General features: G+C 66.9%; 17 protein-coding genes and 2 pseudogenes. 12 read left to right on the plus strand and 7 right to left on the minus strand.

Features of this window, described 5'->3' with window-relative positions; all coding sequences use genetic code 11:
- The first annotated feature begins 1 nt into the window (after position 1).
- The 4 genes from ACZ7M2_RS49895 to ACZ7M2_RS49910 all read left to right on the plus strand — a co-directional run bounded on the left by ACZ7M2_RS49895 (position 2) and on the right by ACZ7M2_RS49910 (position 3,417).
- A complete protein-coding gene (locus ACZ7M2_RS49895; RefSeq protein ID WP_471600959.1) occupies positions 2–496 on the plus strand; it encodes a MarR family winged helix-turn-helix transcriptional regulator in 495 nt (164 codons plus the stop codon).
- A gap of 405 nt (positions 497–901) precedes the next feature.
- Positions 902–1,570, plus strand: a complete 669-nt coding sequence (locus tag ACZ7M2_RS49900; RefSeq protein WP_471600991.1) for a nitroreductase — start codon at positions 902–904, stop codon at positions 1,568–1,570.
- Between the two features lie 361 nt (positions 1,571–1,931).
- Complete coding sequence (locus tag ACZ7M2_RS49905) at positions 1,932–2,207, plus strand: hypothetical protein (protein ID WP_471600960.1); 276 nt, start codon at positions 1,932–1,934, stop codon at positions 2,205–2,207.
- Between the two features lie 292 nt (positions 2,208–2,499).
- Positions 2,500–3,417, plus strand: coding sequence for an RNA polymerase sigma-70 factor (locus ACZ7M2_RS49910; protein ID WP_471600961.1), 918 nt, complete (start codon positions 2,500–2,502; stop codon positions 3,415–3,417).
- Positions 3,418–3,466: 49 nt separating this feature from the next.
- On the opposite strand, the gene ACZ7M2_RS49915 is transcribed toward ACZ7M2_RS49910, so the two are convergent.
- The 6 genes and pseudogenes from ACZ7M2_RS49915 to ACZ7M2_RS49940 all read right to left on the minus strand — a co-directional run bounded on the left by ACZ7M2_RS49915 (position 3,467) and on the right by ACZ7M2_RS49940 (position 10,832).
- Positions 3,467–4,222, minus strand: a complete 756-nt coding sequence (locus tag ACZ7M2_RS49915) for a transposase family protein (protein WP_471600962.1) — start codon at positions 4,220–4,222, stop codon at positions 3,467–3,469.
- A 1,304-nt stretch (positions 4,223–5,526) separates the two neighbouring features.
- Positions 5,527–6,477 carry a sigma-70 family RNA polymerase sigma factor family protein gene (locus tag ACZ7M2_RS49920; RefSeq protein ID WP_471600963.1) on the minus strand — a complete coding sequence of 317 codons (951 nt, stop codon included), beginning with the start codon at positions 6,475–6,477 and terminating at the stop codon, positions 5,527–5,529.
- A gap of 421 nt (positions 6,478–6,898) precedes the next feature.
- A pseudogene (locus ACZ7M2_RS49925) lies at positions 6,899–7,708 on the minus strand (PP2C family protein-serine/threonine phosphatase); the annotation flags it as partial.
- A 459-nt stretch (positions 7,709–8,167) separates the two neighbouring features.
- Positions 8,168–8,479, minus strand: coding sequence for a hypothetical protein (locus tag ACZ7M2_RS49930; RefSeq protein WP_471600964.1), 312 nt, complete (start codon positions 8,477–8,479; stop codon positions 8,168–8,170).
- 235 nt (positions 8,480–8,714) lie between these two features.
- A complete protein-coding gene (gene qcrB / locus ACZ7M2_RS49935) occupies positions 8,715–10,337 on the minus strand; it encodes a cytochrome bc1 complex cytochrome b subunit (RefSeq protein ID WP_471600992.1) in 1,623 nt (540 codons plus the stop codon).
- Positions 10,338–10,568: 231 nt separating this feature from the next.
- Entirely contained in the window at positions 10,569–10,832 is a 264-nt protein-coding gene (locus ACZ7M2_RS49940; protein ID WP_471600965.1) for a WhiB family transcriptional regulator, read from the minus strand.
- A gap of 418 nt (positions 10,833–11,250) precedes the next feature.
- Between ACZ7M2_RS49940 and ACZ7M2_RS49945 the strand changes: the two are divergent.
- The 3 genes and pseudogenes from ACZ7M2_RS49945 to ACZ7M2_RS49955 all read left to right on the plus strand — a co-directional run.
- Positions 11,251–11,537 (plus strand): annotated as a pseudogene (locus tag ACZ7M2_RS49945) (IS110 family transposase); the annotation flags it as partial.
- A 658-nt stretch (positions 11,538–12,195) separates the two neighbouring features.
- A complete protein-coding gene (locus ACZ7M2_RS49950; protein ID WP_471600966.1) occupies positions 12,196–12,504 on the plus strand; it encodes a DUF5133 domain-containing protein in 309 nt (102 codons plus the stop codon).
- A 187-nt stretch (positions 12,505–12,691) separates the two neighbouring features.
- Positions 12,692–13,342: an FMN-dependent NADH-azoreductase gene (locus ACZ7M2_RS49955; RefSeq protein WP_471600967.1), complete on the plus strand. Its 651-nt coding sequence runs from the start codon at positions 12,692–12,694 to the stop codon at positions 13,340–13,342.
- Positions 13,343–13,645: 303 nt separating this feature from the next.
- Here ACZ7M2_RS49955 and ACZ7M2_RS49960 read toward each other — a convergent pair whose 3' ends face one another.
- Positions 13,646–14,131: a MarR family winged helix-turn-helix transcriptional regulator gene (locus ACZ7M2_RS49960; protein WP_471600968.1), complete on the minus strand. Its 486-nt coding sequence runs from the start codon at positions 14,129–14,131 to the stop codon at positions 13,646–13,648.
- A gap of 250 nt (positions 14,132–14,381) precedes the next feature.
- Here ACZ7M2_RS49960 and ACZ7M2_RS49965 point away from each other — a divergent pair, with 250 nt between their 5' ends.
- The 5 genes from ACZ7M2_RS49965 to ACZ7M2_RS49985 all read left to right on the plus strand — a co-directional run bounded on the left by ACZ7M2_RS49965 (position 14,382) and on the right by ACZ7M2_RS49985 (position 19,237).
- Entirely contained in the window at positions 14,382–15,449 is a 1,068-nt protein-coding gene (locus ACZ7M2_RS49965; protein WP_471600969.1) for a SpoIIE family protein phosphatase, read from the plus strand.
- A 259-nt stretch (positions 15,450–15,708) separates the two neighbouring features.
- Complete coding sequence (locus ACZ7M2_RS49970) at positions 15,709–16,584, plus strand: patatin-like phospholipase family protein (RefSeq protein ID WP_471600970.1); 876 nt, start codon at positions 15,709–15,711, stop codon at positions 16,582–16,584.
- Complete coding sequence (locus tag ACZ7M2_RS49975) at positions 16,581–17,804, plus strand: macrolide family glycosyltransferase (RefSeq protein WP_471600971.1); 1,224 nt, start codon at positions 16,581–16,583, stop codon at positions 17,802–17,804. Before ACZ7M2_RS49970 ends, ACZ7M2_RS49975 begins: the two co-directional genes overlap by 4 nt.
- Before the next feature lie 3 nt (positions 17,805–17,807).
- The gene (locus tag ACZ7M2_RS49980) at positions 17,808–18,296 is read left to right on the plus strand and encodes a hypothetical protein (RefSeq protein WP_471600972.1); all 489 of its coding nucleotides are present in this window, start codon (positions 17,808–17,810) and stop codon (positions 18,294–18,296) included.
- A complete protein-coding gene (locus tag ACZ7M2_RS49985; RefSeq protein ID WP_471600973.1) occupies positions 18,293–19,237 on the plus strand; it encodes a hypothetical protein in 945 nt (314 codons plus the stop codon). The genes ACZ7M2_RS49980 and ACZ7M2_RS49985 overlap by 4 nt, the downstream gene beginning before the upstream one ends.
- Positions 19,238–19,242: the final 5 nt, after the last annotated feature.

Below are 19,242 nucleotides of genomic sequence, written 5' to 3' on the forward strand. Positions count from 1 at the left end.
CGTGACCACCCACGCTCCTCACAGGACCGCCCACTCCGCCACCTCGCGTGCGACCGACCGCCCCGGGGACACCTCGTCTTTCGCTCTGGCCCTGCTGCTGCGGCGGGCACACTGGCGTGTGGCCGCGGCGATGACGGAGGCGCTCCGCCCGCTCGGCGTCGAGTTGCGGCATTTCGCGGTGCTGATCGTGCTGGTCGACCGCGGGCCCACGATGCAGCGCGACCTGGCGGCGGAGACGGGGTCGGACAAGGCGGGAATCATGCGGGTCGTGGACGACCTGGAACGCATGGGGCTGGCCGTACGCAAGACGGTTCCGGGGGACCGGCGGGTACGGGCGGTGGAGATCACGCCCCAGGGCGTCGAGCTTTTCGACGCGGCGCATGTGGCGGCGGAGCCGCTGGCCGAGCGCCTGGTTGCCGAGCTGGGGCCCGGTGAGCCCGAGCAGCTGACGGGGCTGCTGACCCGGTTCGCCCATCCCGCAGAGGGCGAGGCGTAAGCGCGCGCCCGCACGACGGTTGCCCGAGGCGTGGACGGGTTCCGCGCCGCACAACCTTCACGGCGAACTCGGCCCAAGGACTGCGACCGCCGTTGCTACACACCGACTCGGCTGCGGGCATCACGGTCGGAAGCTTCATCGCCCCAACATTGCCGAACGGGCCGCATACACCCAGGCCGACACATCGACCCGCAGCAAGTCTGTGTCGCGGCGCTCACCCCGTGGACCGGCGCGGAGACCACTCCTGCCGGGGACCGGCAGACGACGGCGACGCTCGCGACCCGCCCCTGCACGAGTCCCCCTCTCCATGTGCACCGCCCCACCCTTACCCAGATAATATTAACTGATACTGTCGCGACCGTGACGGTGACAGATGCGCCGGACGGAGAGGGGATGCAGGCGATCATGAACGTCTATGAAGCGGTCGCGAGTCGACGAGCTGTGCGGGGATTCACCGACCAGCAGGTCCCGCGGGAGGTGCTGGGGCGCGTGCTGTCCGCCGCGGCCTGGGCGCCGTCCGCATCGAACCTCCGACCGTGGCACGCATACGTGCTGACCGGCCGGCCACTGGCTGAGCTCAAAAAGCGCGCCGGCGAGCGCATAGCCGCAGGCGATCCCTGGGACGAGCCGGAGTACGAGCAGTACCCGCCGGAGTTAAAAAGCCCCTACCAGGAGCGCCGATCCGCCTTCGGTGAGCAGCGCTACGGCGCACTCGGCATTCCGCGTGAGGACCTGGAAGCGCGCCAGAGGGCCGCTGCCGCGAACTGGGACTGCTTCGGGGCACCCGCCGCCCTGTTCTGCTACATCGACCGCTGCATGGGCCGACCCCAGTGGTCCGACGTGGGCATGTATCTGCAGTCCGTCATGCTGCTCCTCCGCGCAGAAGGGCTGCACAGTTGCACGCAGATGGCATGGGCGAAGTATCACAAGACCGTCGCCGAGGTCCTATCGCCCTCGGATGAACTCCTCCTCTTCTGCGGCATGTCGATCGGGCACGAGGACGGGACGGCAAGCCAACCCCGTACCGGCCGAGCGCCGCTCGACAACACGGTCACGTTCGTCGACGGTGGCTGACACCGTCGGCGTCCGGGGGCGGCGAGCAAGTACTCTCGCCCGTCCGGGCCGTCAGGCTTACGGCTTGGTCAGCCACGCGCCGATGCAAGCACGAAGAGCCCGAGCAGAGGCGGCTTCGGAACGACATCGGCGATCGCGCCGGCGCGGAGTGCTGATCGCCAGGCTACGTCCGCCACGGCTTCAATATCCGGTTCGGCTTCATCAAGTCCCCGGCTGGCATGGACGTGTGCAGTTCTGTGCGACGGGCATCGGCGACACGCGGGCAGGCGTCATCAGTGGTGAAGACAGGCCTCGAGACGCCGACCGGGGTCGGCTACCTGCCGGAGATCTACTTCGAGGTCTGCGCGAGCTGTAGCTGATCGTGGAACTCACGTACAAGTGTGGCCTGGAGGAGATGCACTGGTGCACCTCCGAGTGGGGCGACTACGTCACCGACGCCACCAAGGCCGAGATGGAGAAGGTCCTCACCGAGATCCCTGACAGTTCGTTCGCGAAGAACTGGGTCGAGAAGTACCGCGGCGGCCTGAAAGAGCACCACACATACCGAGCAGCAGAACTCCGAGCACCTGCTGGAGACCATCCGCAGGCAGCTCCGCAGGCTGACGACTGCTCAGATCATCACTCCCCAACTTCGTGAAGAGCTGTTCCACGGCCTTCGCCCGGGCCATGCGCGGCCCTTCTACCCCAGTCGTGTCACAGGAACGAGCCGATCCCGGTCTATGGAACAGATGTGATTCGAGCAGTCGTGACTTTCAGTGACCACAGTTCCGGTACCACCCGAACGAGCCATACAGCGCCTTGTGCCCGGCAGCACCTCGGTCTTCAGGAGAGCGCCTGGCATCGCAGGCCGGAGCCATCCGCAACTGCGCGGTAGCCGCGCGGTCCCGCCGCTAGACAGCCGTAACCGGAGCAACGGAGAACGCATCATCATGGATCTCGAACTGTCCGCCCCGAGAGGGGACCTTGAAGAGGCTGTCTCTGTCTTTGTGCAGCACCGGGCACGTCTGTTCGGCATCGCCTACCGTGTGCTCGGCAGCGTGACCGAGGCTGAGGACGTGGTCCAGGAGGTGTGGCTGCGCTGGCAGAAGACAGACCGCTCCGTGGTGGTCAGCCCGGTCGCCTTCCTCTCGAGCGCCACGACCCGTTTGGCGATCAACGTCATGCAGTCGGCGCGTGTGCGCCGGGAGACCTACATCGGGCCCTGGCTGCCCGAGCCCATCGACACCAGCTCGGATCCGGAGGTGGGCGCACAGCGCGCAGAAGCCCTCGAAATGGCGCTGCTGCTGGTGCTGGAGAAGTTGAGCCCAACGGAACGCGCCGCGTACGTGCTGCGTGAAGCGTTCGATTACACCTACCCCGAGATCGCTGAAATTCTTCAGCTCAGCGTCGTGAACGTACGGAAGATCGTCAGCCGTGCTCGCAAGCATCTGTCGGACGAGCAGCGGGAGAGCGTGGACACGGCGGAGCACCGGCGCCTTTTGAACGCCTTCGTCTCAGCCGCTCAAACGGGGGATGTGGCTTCACTGGAGACCCTACTCACCGCCGATGCCGTCAGTCTGTCCGACGGAAACGGTCTCCAGGGCTGCGCTCGTATACCTGTGCTGGGCCGTGAACGCATCGCCAAAATGTCGACCTATCCCCGGCTGTGGCGGGAAACGAAGCCCACGTTGGTCGACGCCAACGGCTTTCCGGGCATGACGATCTACCGGGATGGCCGACCCATGGCGTTCATGACGATAGCCGCCTCGAAGGAGGGCATCCACAAGGTGATGTGGGTGTTCAACCCGACCAAGATCGCCGCGTTCCTCGGCTCGCGGTCCCGCTCCGCGGCGCCGGCAGGCCGGTGAGCAAGTACATCCGGGTACCGCAGAGGCGCTGATTGAGCCCTTTCCAACCTCAGGTTGAGGCGTGGTGAAGGACGACGACGGCCTTCACGATGTTGGTGATCCGGTTGGTGCTGCAGCGGAGCTTGCGTAGCAGGCGCCAGCCCTTCAGGACGGCCATGGCCTGCTCGCCGAGGCACCGGATTTTGGCGTGGGTGCTGTTGTGCCGTCGCTTCCAGCGCTTGAGCCGGCGGCCCCGGAAAGGTACGCGGACATGGCGGCCGGCCCCTTGGTACGCCTTGTCCGCCCAGCACTTCAGCTCTGCCGTTGCGAGCGCGTCGATGATGCCGTGTTCGCGCGCGGCGGTCAGGTCGTCGGTGGAGCCGGGCAGGGCCGCGGAAGCCCACAGCAGTCGGCCGAAGGGATTCGTGATGACCTGGACGTTCATGCCGTGGCGCTTGTGTTTTCCGGAGTAGTACGGGGTGTCGGCGGCGATCCGGTCGATGGGCAGGAGGGTGCCGTCCAGGGTCACGTACGCCTTCGTCCGGACGGTCGTCATTGCCTCGGCCAGAGTCTGCGCCTGGGCGGCCAGCACTTCGACGGCCTCGCGTATGTAGCGGTAGACGGTCGCGATGCCGATCTCGAACCCTGCGGCGAGTTGGGCGTACGTGTCGCCGCATCGCAGGTGGGCCAGGGCGAGCAGGGCCTGACGGCCGACGGGCAGACGCCGCCATCGCGTACCTATCTCCCGCCGGTGAGCGGCCAGTTGCCTCGTCAGGTGCCGCAGCGTGCGGCTGGACAGATCGATCGACGACGGGTAGACAAGCACGCTAAGCTCCTGGCGGACACGGGTGATCTTGGCCGGGAACCCGTCTACCAGGAGCTTCGTCGTTCCGTACAACCCATGCCCACCAACACCCCGACGCCACAGCCAGGTTGGAAAGGGCTCATTCAGCCGGCCTTCCCGACAGGGAGCGGACGGCGACGGGAGCCAGACGGACACTCACCGACCTGGTCCCTATGCGCGGAACCCAGCGGTGAGTAAGGGCCTGGGCTCCGCGCGGCGTCCTCGACAGGTCTCTTTGGAAACATGACGCCTGGAAACCGCGACCACCCGCCCTGCTGCGCGCTGTGTCCGCATGACGCCCGCGGCGGGTCACGGCGGTGGAAGCAGCCGTAGGGCAGGCAGAGCGATCTCCACGCGTTCGCTCAATGGGCCTACTTGGCGTGATGCGCCAGAAATCCTGAGGGTCGCTCGGTCCCGGTTCGGCTGTTGGGTGGGGCGATCCTGGCGAAGCAGTCGGCAAGGGATGTGAGGATCTCGTCGAGCAGCAGCCGATCGGCGTGAAGTGGACGTGGCAGCGCGGGTGTCGGGCGAGCCACTGCTGGATCTCAGGGGTCTTGTGGGTGACACAGTGGTCGCACACCAAGTGCGCGTCGAGGCCGGCGGGCACAGCCTTGTCTGTGGCGGTCAGGCACTCCTTGAACTCGACCGCCCGATGGCAGCGGTGGAGTTCACCGATGAGTGTCCTTGCCCGATGCGGATTCCAGGGTCGCGACGCTGACGTCTTCGACCTGGTCGAGCAGGATCGAGGGTGGGCGACCTGACCGATTCGCAGTTCGTCGTCCAGGACGTCCAGGACGTCCAGACGATCGGCCACAAGACGGGCCCGCCAACGACTGGTCTACACCCAGATCGGCTGCAACCTGCTCGTTCGTCACGCCCTCGGCGCACGGCAGCACCATCTTCGCCCGCAGCGCGAGGTACTGGGCGGTCTTCCCCCTCCTCGACCGGCGCGCCTACTGGGCCCGCTCGCCCTCGGTCAGGGCCGGCTTGGACTTCGGCCGGCCGATGGGACACTCGTCCTCAAGGCCCTGCCAGCCGCTCAGCAGTGAACTTCCCGCGCCACTTGCGGGACCGTGTTAGCGCCGACACCAACAGCACACGCGGCACCCGCATTCGACATCCCGTCAGCGCACGTCAGGATGATCCGGGCCCGCTCAGCCGTGCGCCGCTCCGGCAGCCCTGCCTGGTGCACAAGTTCGACCCGCTCGTCGTCGGACAGAACGATCTCCACAGCAGCAGGGCCTCGATGCGCCATGAGAGGGCCGCACAGCAGCGCCCAAAAGCGATCAGGGCCAGCCATCGCCCTGCTGTGACGGGCTCCGGTGCGAGCCGGCGTCACCCGGGGTGGGGGGCTGGTTCCAGGAGCGTAGCTTGTCGGGATTGAGGACAACCCAGACCTGTGCGACATGGTGGTCGGCGATATCGAGGCTGATGACGGCGGCGACCTGCTCGTCGTAGCGGGTGATGAGGCCGGTGCGGCCGTTTATGGAGTGGGTGGTCAGGGTGGTGCGGGGGTGGCGAGCCAGGAGCGTCAGCAGGCTGTGGGCCACCTGACGGCTGCCGTGTACGGGCCTGCTCAGTGCGCGGACCTTGCCGCCGCCGTCGAAGAACGCCGTGGCGTCCGGACACAGCAGCGACTCGAGCAATTCGGCATCCTCGTTCACGCAGGCCTGGCGGACGGCTAGGGCGAGGAGATCGTGCTCGTCCGGTGGGGTGGCGCGTGAGCGTTGCCTCCGAAGACTGTGGAGGGCCCGGTCGGCGAGCTCGACGCAGTCAGATTCTGGGCGTCCCACGATGTCGACCACCGTATCGGAGGCTATCCCGAAGACGTCATTGAGCACGAACGCCGCCCGCTCGGCGGGCGACAGAGAGTCCAGCGCGTTCAGCAGAACCAGGCTGACCTCCTCCGCCAGGTGCGCCTGCGCCCCCTGGTGCACCCCCTGGGTGTCTCCCGCCTTCGTACGATGTTCCCCTCTCTGGTCCCTCTGGCCGGTCGCACCCCGGTGGGGGCGAGCGAGCAGGCCCAGACAGATCCCGCCCGCGGTCTTCGCGAGCCAGTATCGGGGAGCTGTGATCCGCTCACGCTCCGCGTCGGGAAGCCCGTACCACCGACGGTAGGTCTCGCCGACGACACTCTCCGCCTCACGGGAGCTGCCCAGCATCCAGCGGGTGACTTCCAGCAGGTGCCGACGCTCATCAAGCAACTCCGCGACCGGCACCGCGTCAGCATGGTCCATACAGCATCCTCCCTCTCACAAGGCGCAACACAACATGGCCGCACACAATAATCCCTTCACCCTTCAGAGGGCGTCAGAGATTTCTGCGTGCCGATGGCAAAGTGCCACCGTGCAGCCCTTGCAGCCCATGCGCCCGGCAAAGGGACTCCAACAGCCGATCAAGAAGTCCGCGTACACGACGCACTTCCTTCATTCCTGGGCTCAATCCTTTGACCGGGTATGCACGCATCTTGTGACATCAACTGTCCCGCACGCTCCCACATACTGACCGACGCGCACGGCACCCTGCCAGTAGCCTGAAACCAGGCAACTCGACTCAGCCCGACTCGGGACAGTCCGCCGGGCTCCACGAAACGCGGGGCGTCTCAGACCACGGTCCCGGTGTGATCGATCATCGTCAATGGCATACCGACCCAGGCGGTCAGCTCCCTGCGTTCCAGCCCAGATGAAGAACTGCTACGTCGTCCGCCAGGCCCCCGAAGGGTGCCGCCCTGGCCACAGCACCGTGGACCAAGGCGTCGATGAACTCCTGCCCCGGCAGGTGTCCGTGCTGCATCGCCAGCCGCAGCAGGCCTTCCTCGCCAAGTCGTGTGGAAGGGCCAGTCCTTCCTTCGAACAGTCCATCGGTGAAGAGAACCACGCTGTCACGCGGGGAAAGCGAGACATCGGTCTGAGTCCAGTCCTCGCATCCCGGAAGCAGGCCCAGGGCAATTCCGGCCCGAGGCTCGACCCAGCGGATTTCCCCGTCGCTGCGTAGCAGAAGCCCCGGGTGCCCCGCGCTCACCACGTTCAAAGACAATCCTCCCGGAGGGAACACGAGCGACACAACAGTGCTGTAGGCGTCGTCGTCCGCTCTCTCATCGATCAGAATCTTCTCCAGGATACGCAGTTGCTCGAACTGGGTTTTGCCGCAGAGAACGGCAGTTCGCCAGGCCACGCGCAGGTGAACCGCTAGAGCAGCCTCAGCCGCTCCATGCCCGGAGACATCTCCCAAGATCACGTGTACGGTCGAGTCCTCGGTTTGCACAATGTCGTAGAAGTCACCGCACAAGAGTGCGTGAGCCCGTCCTGGAATGTAACGCGAAGCGGCCGAGAAGTTGTCTTCACTAAGCGCCGGCGCAGGAAGCAGGCCCCGTTGCAGGGATGCATTTTCCTGGGCGATCAGCGCGTTGAAATCTATCGCGGATCTGAGTGTCTCCAGGTGTTCTCGCCACACGGTATGCCGGCACGCGGGGGCGAATCTAACAGTTGCAGCTGTATAAGGCATTAGCACGGTACCCCACCTTCGATTCATGTGTGTTGCCAGCTCTCAACATCAGACAGGAGAGGAACTGGATCTGTGACAAGAGAGGAGCAGGCAGGACTCCTTCAGGTCGTCCTGTCGTGCCTGTTCGGGAGCATGTCAGGTGTGTGGACGCACATGAAGTGAAGCGCCTACGGGCGACGGCGGACGACGACGGGCAGAACTTGCAGCAGTTCGTAAACCAGTTCACGTAGGATCCGATGCCGCCGAACGACCGCACGGCTCGGCCAGGGAAATTCCTCGATTTGTTCCGCGTGGATATAACAGGTAATTTATGCCGTTCCGGTGAGCACCTCATCGTGGAAGCACAGCCGCACCAGGAATCACCGGCGAGGGTCTCGCCTAAATACTGAAGGATGCCTCGGTGGTGGTCGACGTGTCCCATTCTCACTCGTTCGAGAACCGGGCCGTCCTGGACTTCTTCCGCACCTCCGCGGCCAACCTCCTCCAGGCGGAGTCCGAGGCCGGCGTACGGCACCATGTGGCGTTCTTTGAGTTCTCGACGGGGCTCGCCGACGGGGTCACCCAGGGCGGCACCGTGTGTCCGCCCGACGCCAGGATCCAGCTCACGGTCTCCGACGACGTAGCCACGGCCGTGGGCCGTACCTCGGTCGGCGCTCCGGTCAACGGCGTGGTGGAGGCCGAAAGCCCCGAGGCGTTCCAGCTGGAGGAGTTCATCCGCAAGGAGCTCGCCGCCACGAACGATCCCCCGCAAGGTCGTCTCGCACCCACAGGCGCGCTACTGGGGTGCGGAGCTGCGGGAGGACACCCTCCTGCCGGGTCCGGGCGCGCACCTCGGTGGGGTCAAGTTCGCCGACTGGCTGGCGCGGCAGCAGCAGGAGGTCTTGAAGGGGCCCCGTCGGACGGACGGGGCCCCTTCCCTGCAAGGCGAAGAAACCGGTTCGCCGTGTTTCACGGAGTGCACTCGAAGGCCTCAGTGCATGTGCTCGCCGGCTATTTCCTTGTATTCCTGTGCGGTCGGCTTGGTGATCTGTGTGTCTTCGCCGTAGAAGCCACGGCTGAGCCTGACACGAAGGCGCCGAGCGCGGCGGGTGCCCGCACCGGAGGCGTTGTCGTCGGGGCCAGGGTCGATCGGCCTGTATTGCTCATGCTGGGTCAGAAGGTGGAGTTTCTCCTGGCTGAGTGGCTCGTGCACCTCGACGAACTCACCATGCGGCAAAAGCTTGATGACGCCGGTCTCGCGGCCGTGCAGCGTCTGCTCACGGTCTCTGCGCTGAAGGCCGAGGGCACACCTTTTCGTCACGACGTAGGCTGTGAAAGGCACGATGAAGAGGCCGAGACGGACCGCCCAGGTCACGGATTCGACGGAGACATGGAAGCGGGTGGCGATGATGTCGTTCGCCGCACCGATCACCGCGACCAGATAGAAGCTGATCCAGGCGACACCGAGTGCCGTGCGCACGGGGCGGTTGCGCGGTCTGTCGAGAAGGTGCTGTTCTCGGTCGTCGCCGGTCACCCAGGACTCGATGAACGGGTAGACGCCCAGGGCGAGGAAGAGGCCAACTCCCGCCGTCAGGGGAATCAGGTTGTCCAGAGCCAGCGTGTGGCCCCAGAAGGTGATTTCCCAGCCGGGCATGACCCGCAGCAGCCCGTCCGCCACGCCCATGTACCAGTCGGGCTGGGATCCGGCGGAGACCTGGTCGGCACGGTGGGGGCCGTACAGCCATATGGGATTGATCTGCGCGATCGCGGCGACGACGAAGATGACACCGGATACCAGGAAGAAGAATCCCGCGGATTTCACGGCCCGTACCTTCAGCGGCAGGCCCACGACGTTCTTGTTGCTGCGCCCGGACCCCGGATACTGCGTGTGCTTGTGGCGGATCATCAGGATCAGGTGGGCGGTGAGCAGTGCTACCAGGAGGGCCGGGATGATCAGGACGTGGATCGTGTTGAAGCGCGCCACCAGATCGCCCCCGGGGAACTCGCCTCCGAACAGGAACATCGAGAGGTAGGTTCCGACGATCGGGACGGAAAGGATCGTTCCGTTGACGACCGCCAGCCCGGTCCCGGAGAGAAGGTCGTCCGGAAGGTCGTAACCCGTCAGCCCTCCGAACATTCCGAGGATCAGCAGCAGGAATCCGAACAGCCAGTTCAGTTCGCGGGGCTTACGGAAGGCGCCGGTGAAGAAGACGCGCATCATATGGGCGAGTATGGCGCCGACGAAGACCAGCGCCGCCCAGTGATGGGCCTGTCGGATCAGCAGCCCACCGCGGACGTCGAAGGAGATGTGCAGCGTCGAATCGAACGCCTCCGACACCATCTGGCCCTTCAGCGGCGCGTAACTGCCGCTGTAGCGCACTTCGTTCATGGACGGGTGAAAGTACAACGTCAAATACACGCCCGTGACGATGAGGACGACGAAGCTGTAGAGGCAGATCTCTCCCAGCAGGAACGACCAGTGGTCCGGAAAGGCAGCCCTGCGCGCTTTCGCCCTGATCCGGCCGAAGCCACCGAGGCGTCCGTCGACCCAGTCAGCAACCTTCTCCCCCCGGCCTCCATGCCGCACTTCGTTTTCCTCGCTCCGGTCACCCATGCCCCTACCACCCATATTCCTCGATCGCCTCAAAGGGCTGATTTCTGACTTCGCGGAATCCGTGCTTCTCGGTCTCGTCGTGAACTCCTTCGGCGACGAGCGGAGATTGAAGTGCGGCGCATTGTGTCGCCGCCTGTCGGTGGCGGATGAGAGACAGGCACGCCTCGGGTCAGCAGGCTCATCGGCTGCTTCCACCCATATGACCGGGCATGAGGCGTGGATGTGACACCGTCACGCCGCCGTTGTGACGTTGTGCTTTGTCCGGCGGGCCTCGTTCTGCCTCAGCGCAGGGCGTTCGATCTCGGTCGTACCGCCCCAGACTCCTTCCACCTGCCCCATCCGCAGGGCCCGGTCGAAGCACTGCCGCACGACAGCGCACCGGCCGCGGACGGCCTTGGTTTCGTCGATCTGTGTGAGCGCCGGACCGCCTTGGCTTATGGGGAAGAAAAGATCAGGGTCTACGCGTAGACAAGCCGCCCGTTCACGCCAATGCATCGCGTAGTTGCCTCGGCGTTCTGCACGCGTGGAAAGGCAGACCCCCAGGGTCCGTCATTCGGCAGGCGGCCCCGGAATCCGATCACGGTCTTCCTCGCCCCTGCGAAGAGGTGCTGGGGGGCCATGACTGAGACCGTTCGCCCGGAGTATTTGTGACACGCAGCCGAGTTCTGCGCGGGCTTGAAAGAGGTCCCCATGTGGCTCTGCGGGCTGGGGCGAGCCCTTCGCATGGTTCACCCACCCAGGGGTGCCGGGTGAGGTCGAAAAAGCTCTGCCGCTTGTGGCTCTCAGTGATTGGCCGCCCGGGCCCCAAGACGACTCGGCTACCAATGAGGAATCGCGAATGATCGCTTCGTAGGGAATCGACAGCAAGGTCGTCCATGGGAGGCACCAGCAGCACACCGCACGGAGGCTCCACATGAGCGCGATCTGGTCAGGCACGACGCAGGCAAAACCCATGACCGCTGCGTCGCGATCGACGACAGCGGCCGGCGGCTGCTCTCGCGGCGCGTCCCCAACGACGCGCCTGTACTGCTCGAGCTCCTTGCCGATGTCCTGGCTCTTGACGACGAGGTGACCCGGGGCATCGATCTGGCCGACGGCGGAGCCGCCCTGGCCATCGCGATCCCCCTCAACAACGACCAGCCGGTCGGCGCCGCAATTGCCGGGCGGGTGGTGCGGGTCTTCTCCATATCCAGGACCGGGCACGAGCGTTGAGCTGGGATGCTGCCAGGTGGGTGGCTTGCTCGATTTCGGATGGTCCGGCGAAGGACTGGCCGGCGAGGGCGGCCCTGCGGAAGATGCGCCACCAGCCTTCCTGGAGGTTGAGCCAGCAGGCGCTGACGGGGATGAAGACGTGCCGAATTCTGGGATGTCCTCAAGCCAGGTCCGGGTGGACAGGCTGTTGTGCGAGGACGGGTTGTCGGTGACGACGTAGATGTCCCCAGCGGGATGGGCTGTCTGGAGCTTCTGAAGAAACTGCTGGTAGAAGGCGCTACTGCGCGAGGAGGCGGTCACGGTGACCTCGTGTCCGTCCCACACCCGCAGCGCGCCGCAGACACAGGTCTTCTCCGGCCCGCGACCGTATTCGACCTCGGATTTGATGGGGTGGCCGTCCGGCGACCGGCCCGGCGCGGGGGAAACGTGCGGGGATCACCGGCCAGACGGACCGGACGGGCCAGGACGGCGTGACACGGCTGCGGCAATGGAGCGCTGGAGCCCATCTCGTCACAGAAGTTGGGGGCACCCGGTCTTCACTGAAGGCAGCGGTGTGGGCCACGAAGGCACATGAACGCTGTCGTCGCCCAGCGCGATGTTGGCTGAGGTGCGGGTGTGACTCGACATCTACAGAGAGGACCTGGCTGTGCTCGTTGTCCCGGATCCGAAGGTCGTCAGAAGGCTGCTGACCCGGTACGCGTCCCTGCAGATCTCGCTCGCCGAAAGAGAGGGGCGGGAAAGGGCACGTGAGCTTGAGGACGTGAGTTACACGCTGTGCATCACGATGGGAACCCAGGACGTGCACCAGGCCATAGCGGCCGCGGACACGCTGCTCGTGGCTCGGGCCAGGCGGGGCAGTGTCCAGGAGCCGGCGCCAGAGCCGGACGGCGAGGACGGTTTGCCGCTGCTCGTCTGCGGCCTTGCCAGGACGGCAACGCCTCGTCGGCGAGGATGAGCCGGCCGACGATTTCCTCTGACTGCGCTGTGCTCTTGGACGGACCCCGCACTCCCCATAGAGGTCCGTGATCGCCTGTCCCCTCCCCTCACCGACCAGGGCATCCATTTCGATCGTGATAGTCTCATTCACTACCATCTCAAATGCGACTACTCTCGCGCACTAATCCGCTCTTAGGAGAAGGTCCATGGCCACGCTGCTACACATCGACTCGTCCGTGTTCCCCGGCGAGGCGTCCTCGTCCCGTTCCGTCACAGCCGCCTTCCGCAGGACATGGGAGGAGCAGCACCCGGAGGGCACCGTCATCTACCGCGACCTCGCCGCCGACCCTGTCCCGCACATCACCGCCGCCGCCTGGTCCGCCGGATACACCGCTCCCGCCGAGCGCACCCCGGAGCAGTCCGCCGCGTTCGCCGCGCGTGTGAAGCTCATCGAGGAGCTGGAGCGGGCGGACGCCGTCCTGATCGGCGCTCCCATGTACAACTTCTCGATCCCCTCGACCCTCAAGACGTGGCTGGACAGCGTGCTCCTGCTCGGCCGCACCGCCGGCGAGACCCCCTCCGCCCAGGGCACCCCGACCGTCGTCGTCGCCAGCCGCGGCGGCTCCTACGCACCCGGCACCCCGCGCGAGGGCTACGACTTCGTGCAGAACTACCTGGAGGCCGTCCTCAAGAACACCCTGGGCCTGGACCTCCACTTCATCGTCCCGGAACTCACCATGGCCCCCCGCAACCCGGCCATGGCCGAACTGGTCCCCCTCTACGAGACCTCCCGCAAGCGCGCTTTGGAGGACGCGGCCGCCAAGGCCAAGGAACTCGCGGAACTCCTCGCCGCGTAGAACACCCTGCGATGGACACCGTGTGACGCCTCGACACAGGACGTCACACTGTGTCCGTGTCGCCTGCGCCCTGACCGAGACGATGGCGCTCTGCCCCTGAAGGACGATGGGTGGCCCGACTCCAGGGTGGCCTGGTGTTCGGCGTGCCGACGGCGCGCACCTCGGGACGATGGCGACGAGGCCCTGGCCGCAGCCAGGCCGGTGTGGCAACGGCGGCCGCCGCCCTCAAGGCTGGCTTCGCCGTGAAAGTCGTACGGCGCGGAACCCGTCCACGCCTCGGGCAACCGTCGTGCGGGCGCGCGCTTACGCCTCGCCCTCTGCGGGATGGGCGAACCGGGTCAGCAGCCCCGTCAGCTGCTCGGGCTCACCGGGCCCCAGCTCGGCAACCAGGCGCTCGGCCAGCGGCTCCGCCGCCACATGCGCCGCGTCGAAAAGCTCGACGCCCTGAGGCGTGATCTCCACGGCCCGCACCCGCCGGTCCCCCGGAACCGATTTGCGAACGGCCAGCCCCATGCGTTCCAGATCGTCCACGACCCGCATGATTCCCGCCTTGTCCGACCCCGTCTCCGCCGCCAGGTCACGCTGCACCGTGGGCCCCCGGTCGACCAGCACGATCAGCACCGCGAAATGCCGCAACTCGACGCCGAGCGGGCGGAGCGCCTCCGTCATCACCGCGGCCGCACGCCAGTGCGCCCGCCGCAGCAGCAGACCGAGAGCGAAAGGCGAGGTGTCCCCGGGACGGTCGGTCGCACGCGAGGCGGCGGTGGGCTGAGGAATGTCGGCAATCACACCTCCAGGTTACCAGCTACTCATTCATCCGATACGGTATCGTTTGAAACAAAACATGCTATGACCGCCTTTGCTGCGCCCCCACAAGCCGGTGCGGGATCGCACCGGAGTTACTGGACGCTCTCTCTTCACCACTGCCGGGGCGGCGCTGTTGCATCGTGACGGCCGTTCTGTCGAGGCCCGGGTCTGTATGTCGACATTGGTGGCCTCTGAACGGCCGGGCGGGTTCCTGGTCACCGTGGAGCCTCAGGTGACTGCTGAGGCTCGATCGGGTGCGCAGGAGCCCGGAGACGAGGCCCTGATGCGGTGGGTGTTCGAGCAGCATCCAGGTCACTTCGAGGTATTCGACTGCGAAGCCCGGAGCCTGAAGCAGAACCAGACGATGGTCCGGGCGACCGGTCTGCGCGAGGGCGAACTAAGCGATCGGCGCATCAGCGACCTGATCCCGGATGCCGCGCTGCTCGAGCACGAAGAGACGGGCGACGAGGCCGGTGCCGGTGTCGCCGGTTACAACGCGATCCCCGGCGACATCGGCGCCAGCTGCCTGTACGCCGTCTACGACCCCGTGTCCGGTACCTGCACGCTGGCCCGGGCAGGCCACCCACCCCCGATTCTGGTGTGTCCGGACGGCACCACACAGGTCGTCGACGTGCCCGCCGGGCCCCCGCTCGGGCTGGGCAGCCCGCCGTTCGAGGCGGCGGAGCTGTCCATCCCCGAGGGCAGTCTGCTGGCCTTGTTCACCGACGGACTCATCGAGACCCGCGGCCACGACATCGATGACCGGATCGACGAGTGGCGCGACGCTCTGGCCCGGTCCGCGCCCTCGGTGGAAGAACTGCGCGACACGGTCCTGGAGTCCTTGGATTCCGAGACGCGGACCGACGACATCGCCCTGCTCGTCGCCCGCACCCGGATCCTCGGCAAGGAACACGTCGCCGAGTGGGACGTCCCTCCAGACGCGGCCGCCGTGGCGGAGACACGCAAGCTGGTGGACGAGCGGCTCACCTCGTGGGGACTGGAGGAGGCCACGTTCACCATGGAACTGGTGGTCGGCGGACTGGTCACCAACGCGATCCGATACGGCTCCGGCCCGATCCGCCTGCGGCTGATCAAGGAGCGGTCCCTCACCTGCGAGGTCTCCGACAGCAGCAGCACACCCCACCTGCGCCGGGCCCGGGTCAGCGACGAGGGCGGCCGGGGACTGTTCCTCGTTGCCGAACTCACTCAGCGCTGGGGCACCCGCTACACCTCGGCGGGCAAGACCATCTGGGCCGAACAAGCCCTGGGTCGATCGCCGCGGACGGCGCCCTCCTTCTGACAGGTCGATGGTTCCTGGTGTTCTACCCCGTGATTTCCGGGTTGCCGTCCGCGGGTTCGCTTCACGGCCCAGCGCTTCGCCGGCGGGGCCGGTGTCACAGATCGGGTGGTGGCCCGGTCGTACTTGCGAAACCAATCCCATCCGGCTGCCCTGGTCAGAAAGGCGGAGGGTCTACTTGTCGCAAGGACGAATCTCATCGAGCCGCCCGCCCGGGATTCCCCCGTCAACCGGCTTGAGCTCCCTTCCCCGTCCCGTGGCCGTGGTGGTGGGCGCCGGTGGCGTACTCGGATCGGCGCATGTCGGTATCGGGTACGCGCTGGAACAGCGCGGATTCGTCCCGGACATGATCATCGGAACGTCGGTGGGCGCTCTCAACGGAGCCATCGCGGCCGCCCACCCCGACAGCGCCGCGCCGTGGCTGGACCACGTGTGGACCCAGTTGCATCGCCGTGAGGTCTATCCGCTCGGCCACCGCCTGTTCTCACGAACCAGCGTCTTCACCGATCGAGGGCTGCGCCGGCTGATCGCCCGGGCCGGACTGCCGTCGCGCATCGAGCAGCTGTCGGTCCCGTTCACCGCCGTGGCCATGGACCTGGTCACCGGCAATGCGGTGCTGCTCGACCACGGAGACCTGGAGTCCGCGCTGCTGGCCAGTGCAGCCATTCCCGGGATGCTGCCCCCGGTCGACCGGGGAGGGCGGGTGCTCGTCGACGGTGGGGTGATCGCCTACGTCCCGGTGCTGGCGGCCCTGCAGGCCGGGGCGGCGAGCGTGGTGGTGCTGTCGACCGGGCCGGAAAGCGCACCGCCCCGCCCCGCCACCCCACGCCGACGTGCCAGTGCCATCGCCGCCAGGGCCGGGACCCTGCTGTTGCACCATCAGATCGAACGTGACCTGCACGAGGTGTCCAAGCGCATCCCGACAGTCGTGCTGCCGACCGGCATCGAGACCTGGCCCGCACCGTGGGACTTCCGCCAGGCCCAGCGCCTGATCAGCACCGCGTCCCGCACGGCGGGGCGCTTTCTCGACGGGCTAGACGTCAACGGTCCGGGCCTGTATCGCGTCGACGGCCCTTCGCTGCCATCCGCCAGTCCGGGCGCGGCATCCACTTCTTCCACATCAGGGGTTGACCAGTGAGTACCATCGCCTTCCTCAACATCGGCATGCACGGGCACATCAACCCGACGCTGCCGGTGGTGGCCGAGCTTGTCCGGCGCGGCCACTCGGTGACCTACCACACCCCACCCGCGTTCCGTGGGGAGATCGAGGCCACCGGCGCGACTGTGTACCCCTACCCCGGGGGCGACCAGCCGCTCCCCGACCCACCGACGCCGGCCACGTTCATAGAGACGCTCGGGCTCGGCACCGTCCGCCTGCTACCCGCTGTACTCAGCGATCTGCGCCGCGTCCGACCCGACTTGATCGTCCACGACAGCGACTGTTTGTGGGGCGCAATCGCCGCTCGCGAACTCAAGGTGCCTGCGGCTTCGTCGTTCACCACGTTCGCCTACAACCGGCATGTACCCAGCATCACCCGCGGCTCGTGGGACCTCTTGGCCTCGGCGATGGCCCGGCCTCGCGGCCTCGTGGCCTACCTTCGGGCTCGCTGGAGTCTGCGGCGCCGCTTCGACACGCGCGGGTTGCCACTGGTCGACCTGCTGAACATCCGCCAGCCGCTCAATCTGGTCTACACCTCGCGGTCGTTCCAGCCCGCAGCCGAGGAGTTCGACCCGTCCTACCGGTTCGTCGGCCCAAGTGTGGGGGCCCGCCCCGTCGACCCGTCGTTTCCGGCCGAACAGCTGCAGGATCCAGTCCTGTACGCCTCGCTGGGCACGGTGTTCAACGCCGGCCCGCAGCTGCTCCGCACCTTCGCCACCGCGCTCGCCCCGCTGGGCGGGACCGTGATCATCGCCACCGGGCAGACCGATCCCTCCGTGCTGGAGCCGTTGCCGGCCAATGTGCTCGCCCGTCGCTTCGTGCCACAACCGGAGGTACTGGCCCGCGCGGCGCTGTTCGTCACCCATGGCGGGATGAACAGCGTCAGCGAGGCCCTGTACGCCGGGGTTCCGCTGCTGGTGGTCCCGCAGGGCGCTGACCAGCCGATGGTGGCCCGGCAAGTCGCCGAACGCGGCGCCGGCCTGTCGATCCGTCCCCAGGACGTCACCGAGGCCTCCGTACGTGCCCTCGCCCGGCGCCTTCTGGACGACCCCTCGTTCCGAGCAGCCGCAGCGACTCTGAAAGCCGCCGAGGTCGAGGCAGGGGGATACCGGCGGGCCGCCGACGAACTCGAGCGGTACCTGGATGCCAACGGCTCGGCCGGCCGGCCGGCTCCCGCCGATCCCGCACAGCGAGGCTGACCGATGTCACCTGTCGTCGTCCTGCTGCTGTGGTTCGCCGGGCTGTCGGAGGCCGCTGGGCGCATCCTGCCCATGGCGGCGCGCCGACCCGGCATGTCGCGGACTTCTGTGTTCGGGCTGCTGGTGGCCGGCGGCTTGGCGGAGGGTGCCGTGTTCGCGCTGTGGCCGCTGACCGCAGAGACCTTGGCCGAGCTGGTGCAGTCCCCTCCACCGCAAGGCGGCGCGTTGGTGTGGACGCCCGGCCTGGTCGCCCCGCTGGTGTTCGCTGCCGTCCTCGCGTTCCCGTTGCTCGGGCCCCTGTTCCACCTGCTGCTCTTTGTCGGGGTCGGAGCGGGTCTGACCGGCCCACTCGCCACGGCGACCGGGCTGGGCTGGTGGTCCGCGGCCAGTTGTGTGGCCGTCGCCGGGGTGGGCCTCGGGGTTGCTGTGGAGGCTGTTCGGCGCCTGGTCGTGAGGATCAGTGCGCCCAGGGCTCAGGAGTCGATCGCATGAACGTTTTCGTGCTCTGGGTCTGCTTGCTCGGGCCGGTTCTGCTCATCGAAGGTCTGCTGGCCCGCTATGAGGTCCTGGCCTACAGCGCCGGCTGGCAGGGCCCTGCCATCGAGCTTCCGGAGGATGTGCCCTACGCCCGGGGCGCTGCCCCTGACAGTCCCCCGGATGCCTACCTGGTCTACCTGGACGGCATCGGGAAGCGCCGCTTCCGCGACACTCGCGACGGCGGTCAGCTGGTCAAGGCCGTGATCGCCGGAGCGCCGGAGCTGCGGGTACTGGGTCAGGTGCAGCCCTACTCACCACTGGCAGAACCGCTTGCTGATCGGCCGGTGTGGTCGTGGGTGGGCCGCCGCGTCGGTCTGCTGCTGTTCCTGCACAATGTCATGCAGACCTTCGTCGCCGCCGACCACCGGTACCGTCCTCTGTACGACCGGGCAGTCGGCTCCCAGATCACCGCTCAACTCCGGCTCGCCGGCTACCAGCCCAACAGCGGGATCCCCGTGGTGCTGCTCAGCTACAGCGGCGGCGCCCAGGTCGCCGCCGGCGCGGTCGGCGCATTGCACGCCCAGCTGCGCTCCCCGCTCCTGTTGATCATGCTCGGCGGATTCCACAACGGTGCCAACGACCTCACCCATGCCGAGCACGTGCATCGCCTCACCAGCGCGTACGACCGGATCGAGCGGGTCGGCACCTGGATTTTCCCGCAACGCTGGCGGCTGTTCCGCCGTAGCCAATGGAATCGGGCCCTTCGTGCCGGGAAGATCACCGTGCATCGGCTCGACCCGGCCACCCACGTCGGGCCGCGCAGCTACATCAGCCCAGAGGCGCGTCTGCCCGATGGCCGCAGTTACCTGGACCGCACCACCGACACCGTGATCGCCATCATCCGTGCCCGCCACGGCGCGACCGCGGCGACAGATGTCGACGATCGGTCGCCCTGACGACC

Source organism: Streptomyces sp. NPDC111507, from assembly GCF_055638955.1.

What these genes read in the sequence shown, in the direction of transcription:
- ACZ7M2_RS49920 (WP_471600963.1), bottom strand. Translation starts at nt 6,477, where the DNA reads ATGGACCATGCTGACGCGGTGCCGGTCGCGGAGTTGCTTGATGAGCGT.
- ACZ7M2_RS49955 (WP_471600967.1), top strand. Translation starts at nt 12,692, where the DNA reads ATGGCCACGCTGCTACACATCGACTCGTCCGTGTTCCCCGGCGAGGCG.
- ACZ7M2_RS49980 (WP_471600972.1), top strand. Translation starts at nt 17,808, where the DNA reads ATGTCACCTGTCGTCGTCCTGCTGCTGTGGTTCGCCGGGCTGTCGGAG.
- ACZ7M2_RS49900 (WP_471600991.1), top strand. Translation starts at nt 902, where the DNA reads ATGAACGTCTATGAAGCGGTCGCGAGTCGACGAGCTGTGCGGGGATTC.
- qcrB (WP_471600992.1), bottom strand. Translation starts at nt 10,337, where the DNA reads ATGGGTGACCGGAGCGAGGAAAACGAAGTGCGGCATGGAGGCCGGGGG.
- ACZ7M2_RS49985 (WP_471600973.1), top strand. Translation starts at nt 18,293, where the DNA reads ATGAACGTTTTCGTGCTCTGGGTCTGCTTGCTCGGGCCGGTTCTGCTC.
- ACZ7M2_RS49910 (WP_471600961.1), top strand. Translation starts at nt 2,500, where the DNA reads ATGGATCTCGAACTGTCCGCCCCGAGAGGGGACCTTGAAGAGGCTGTC.
- ACZ7M2_RS49940 (WP_471600965.1), bottom strand. Translation starts at nt 10,832, where the DNA reads ATGCATTGGCGTGAACGGGCGGCTTGTCTACGCGTAGACCCTGATCTT.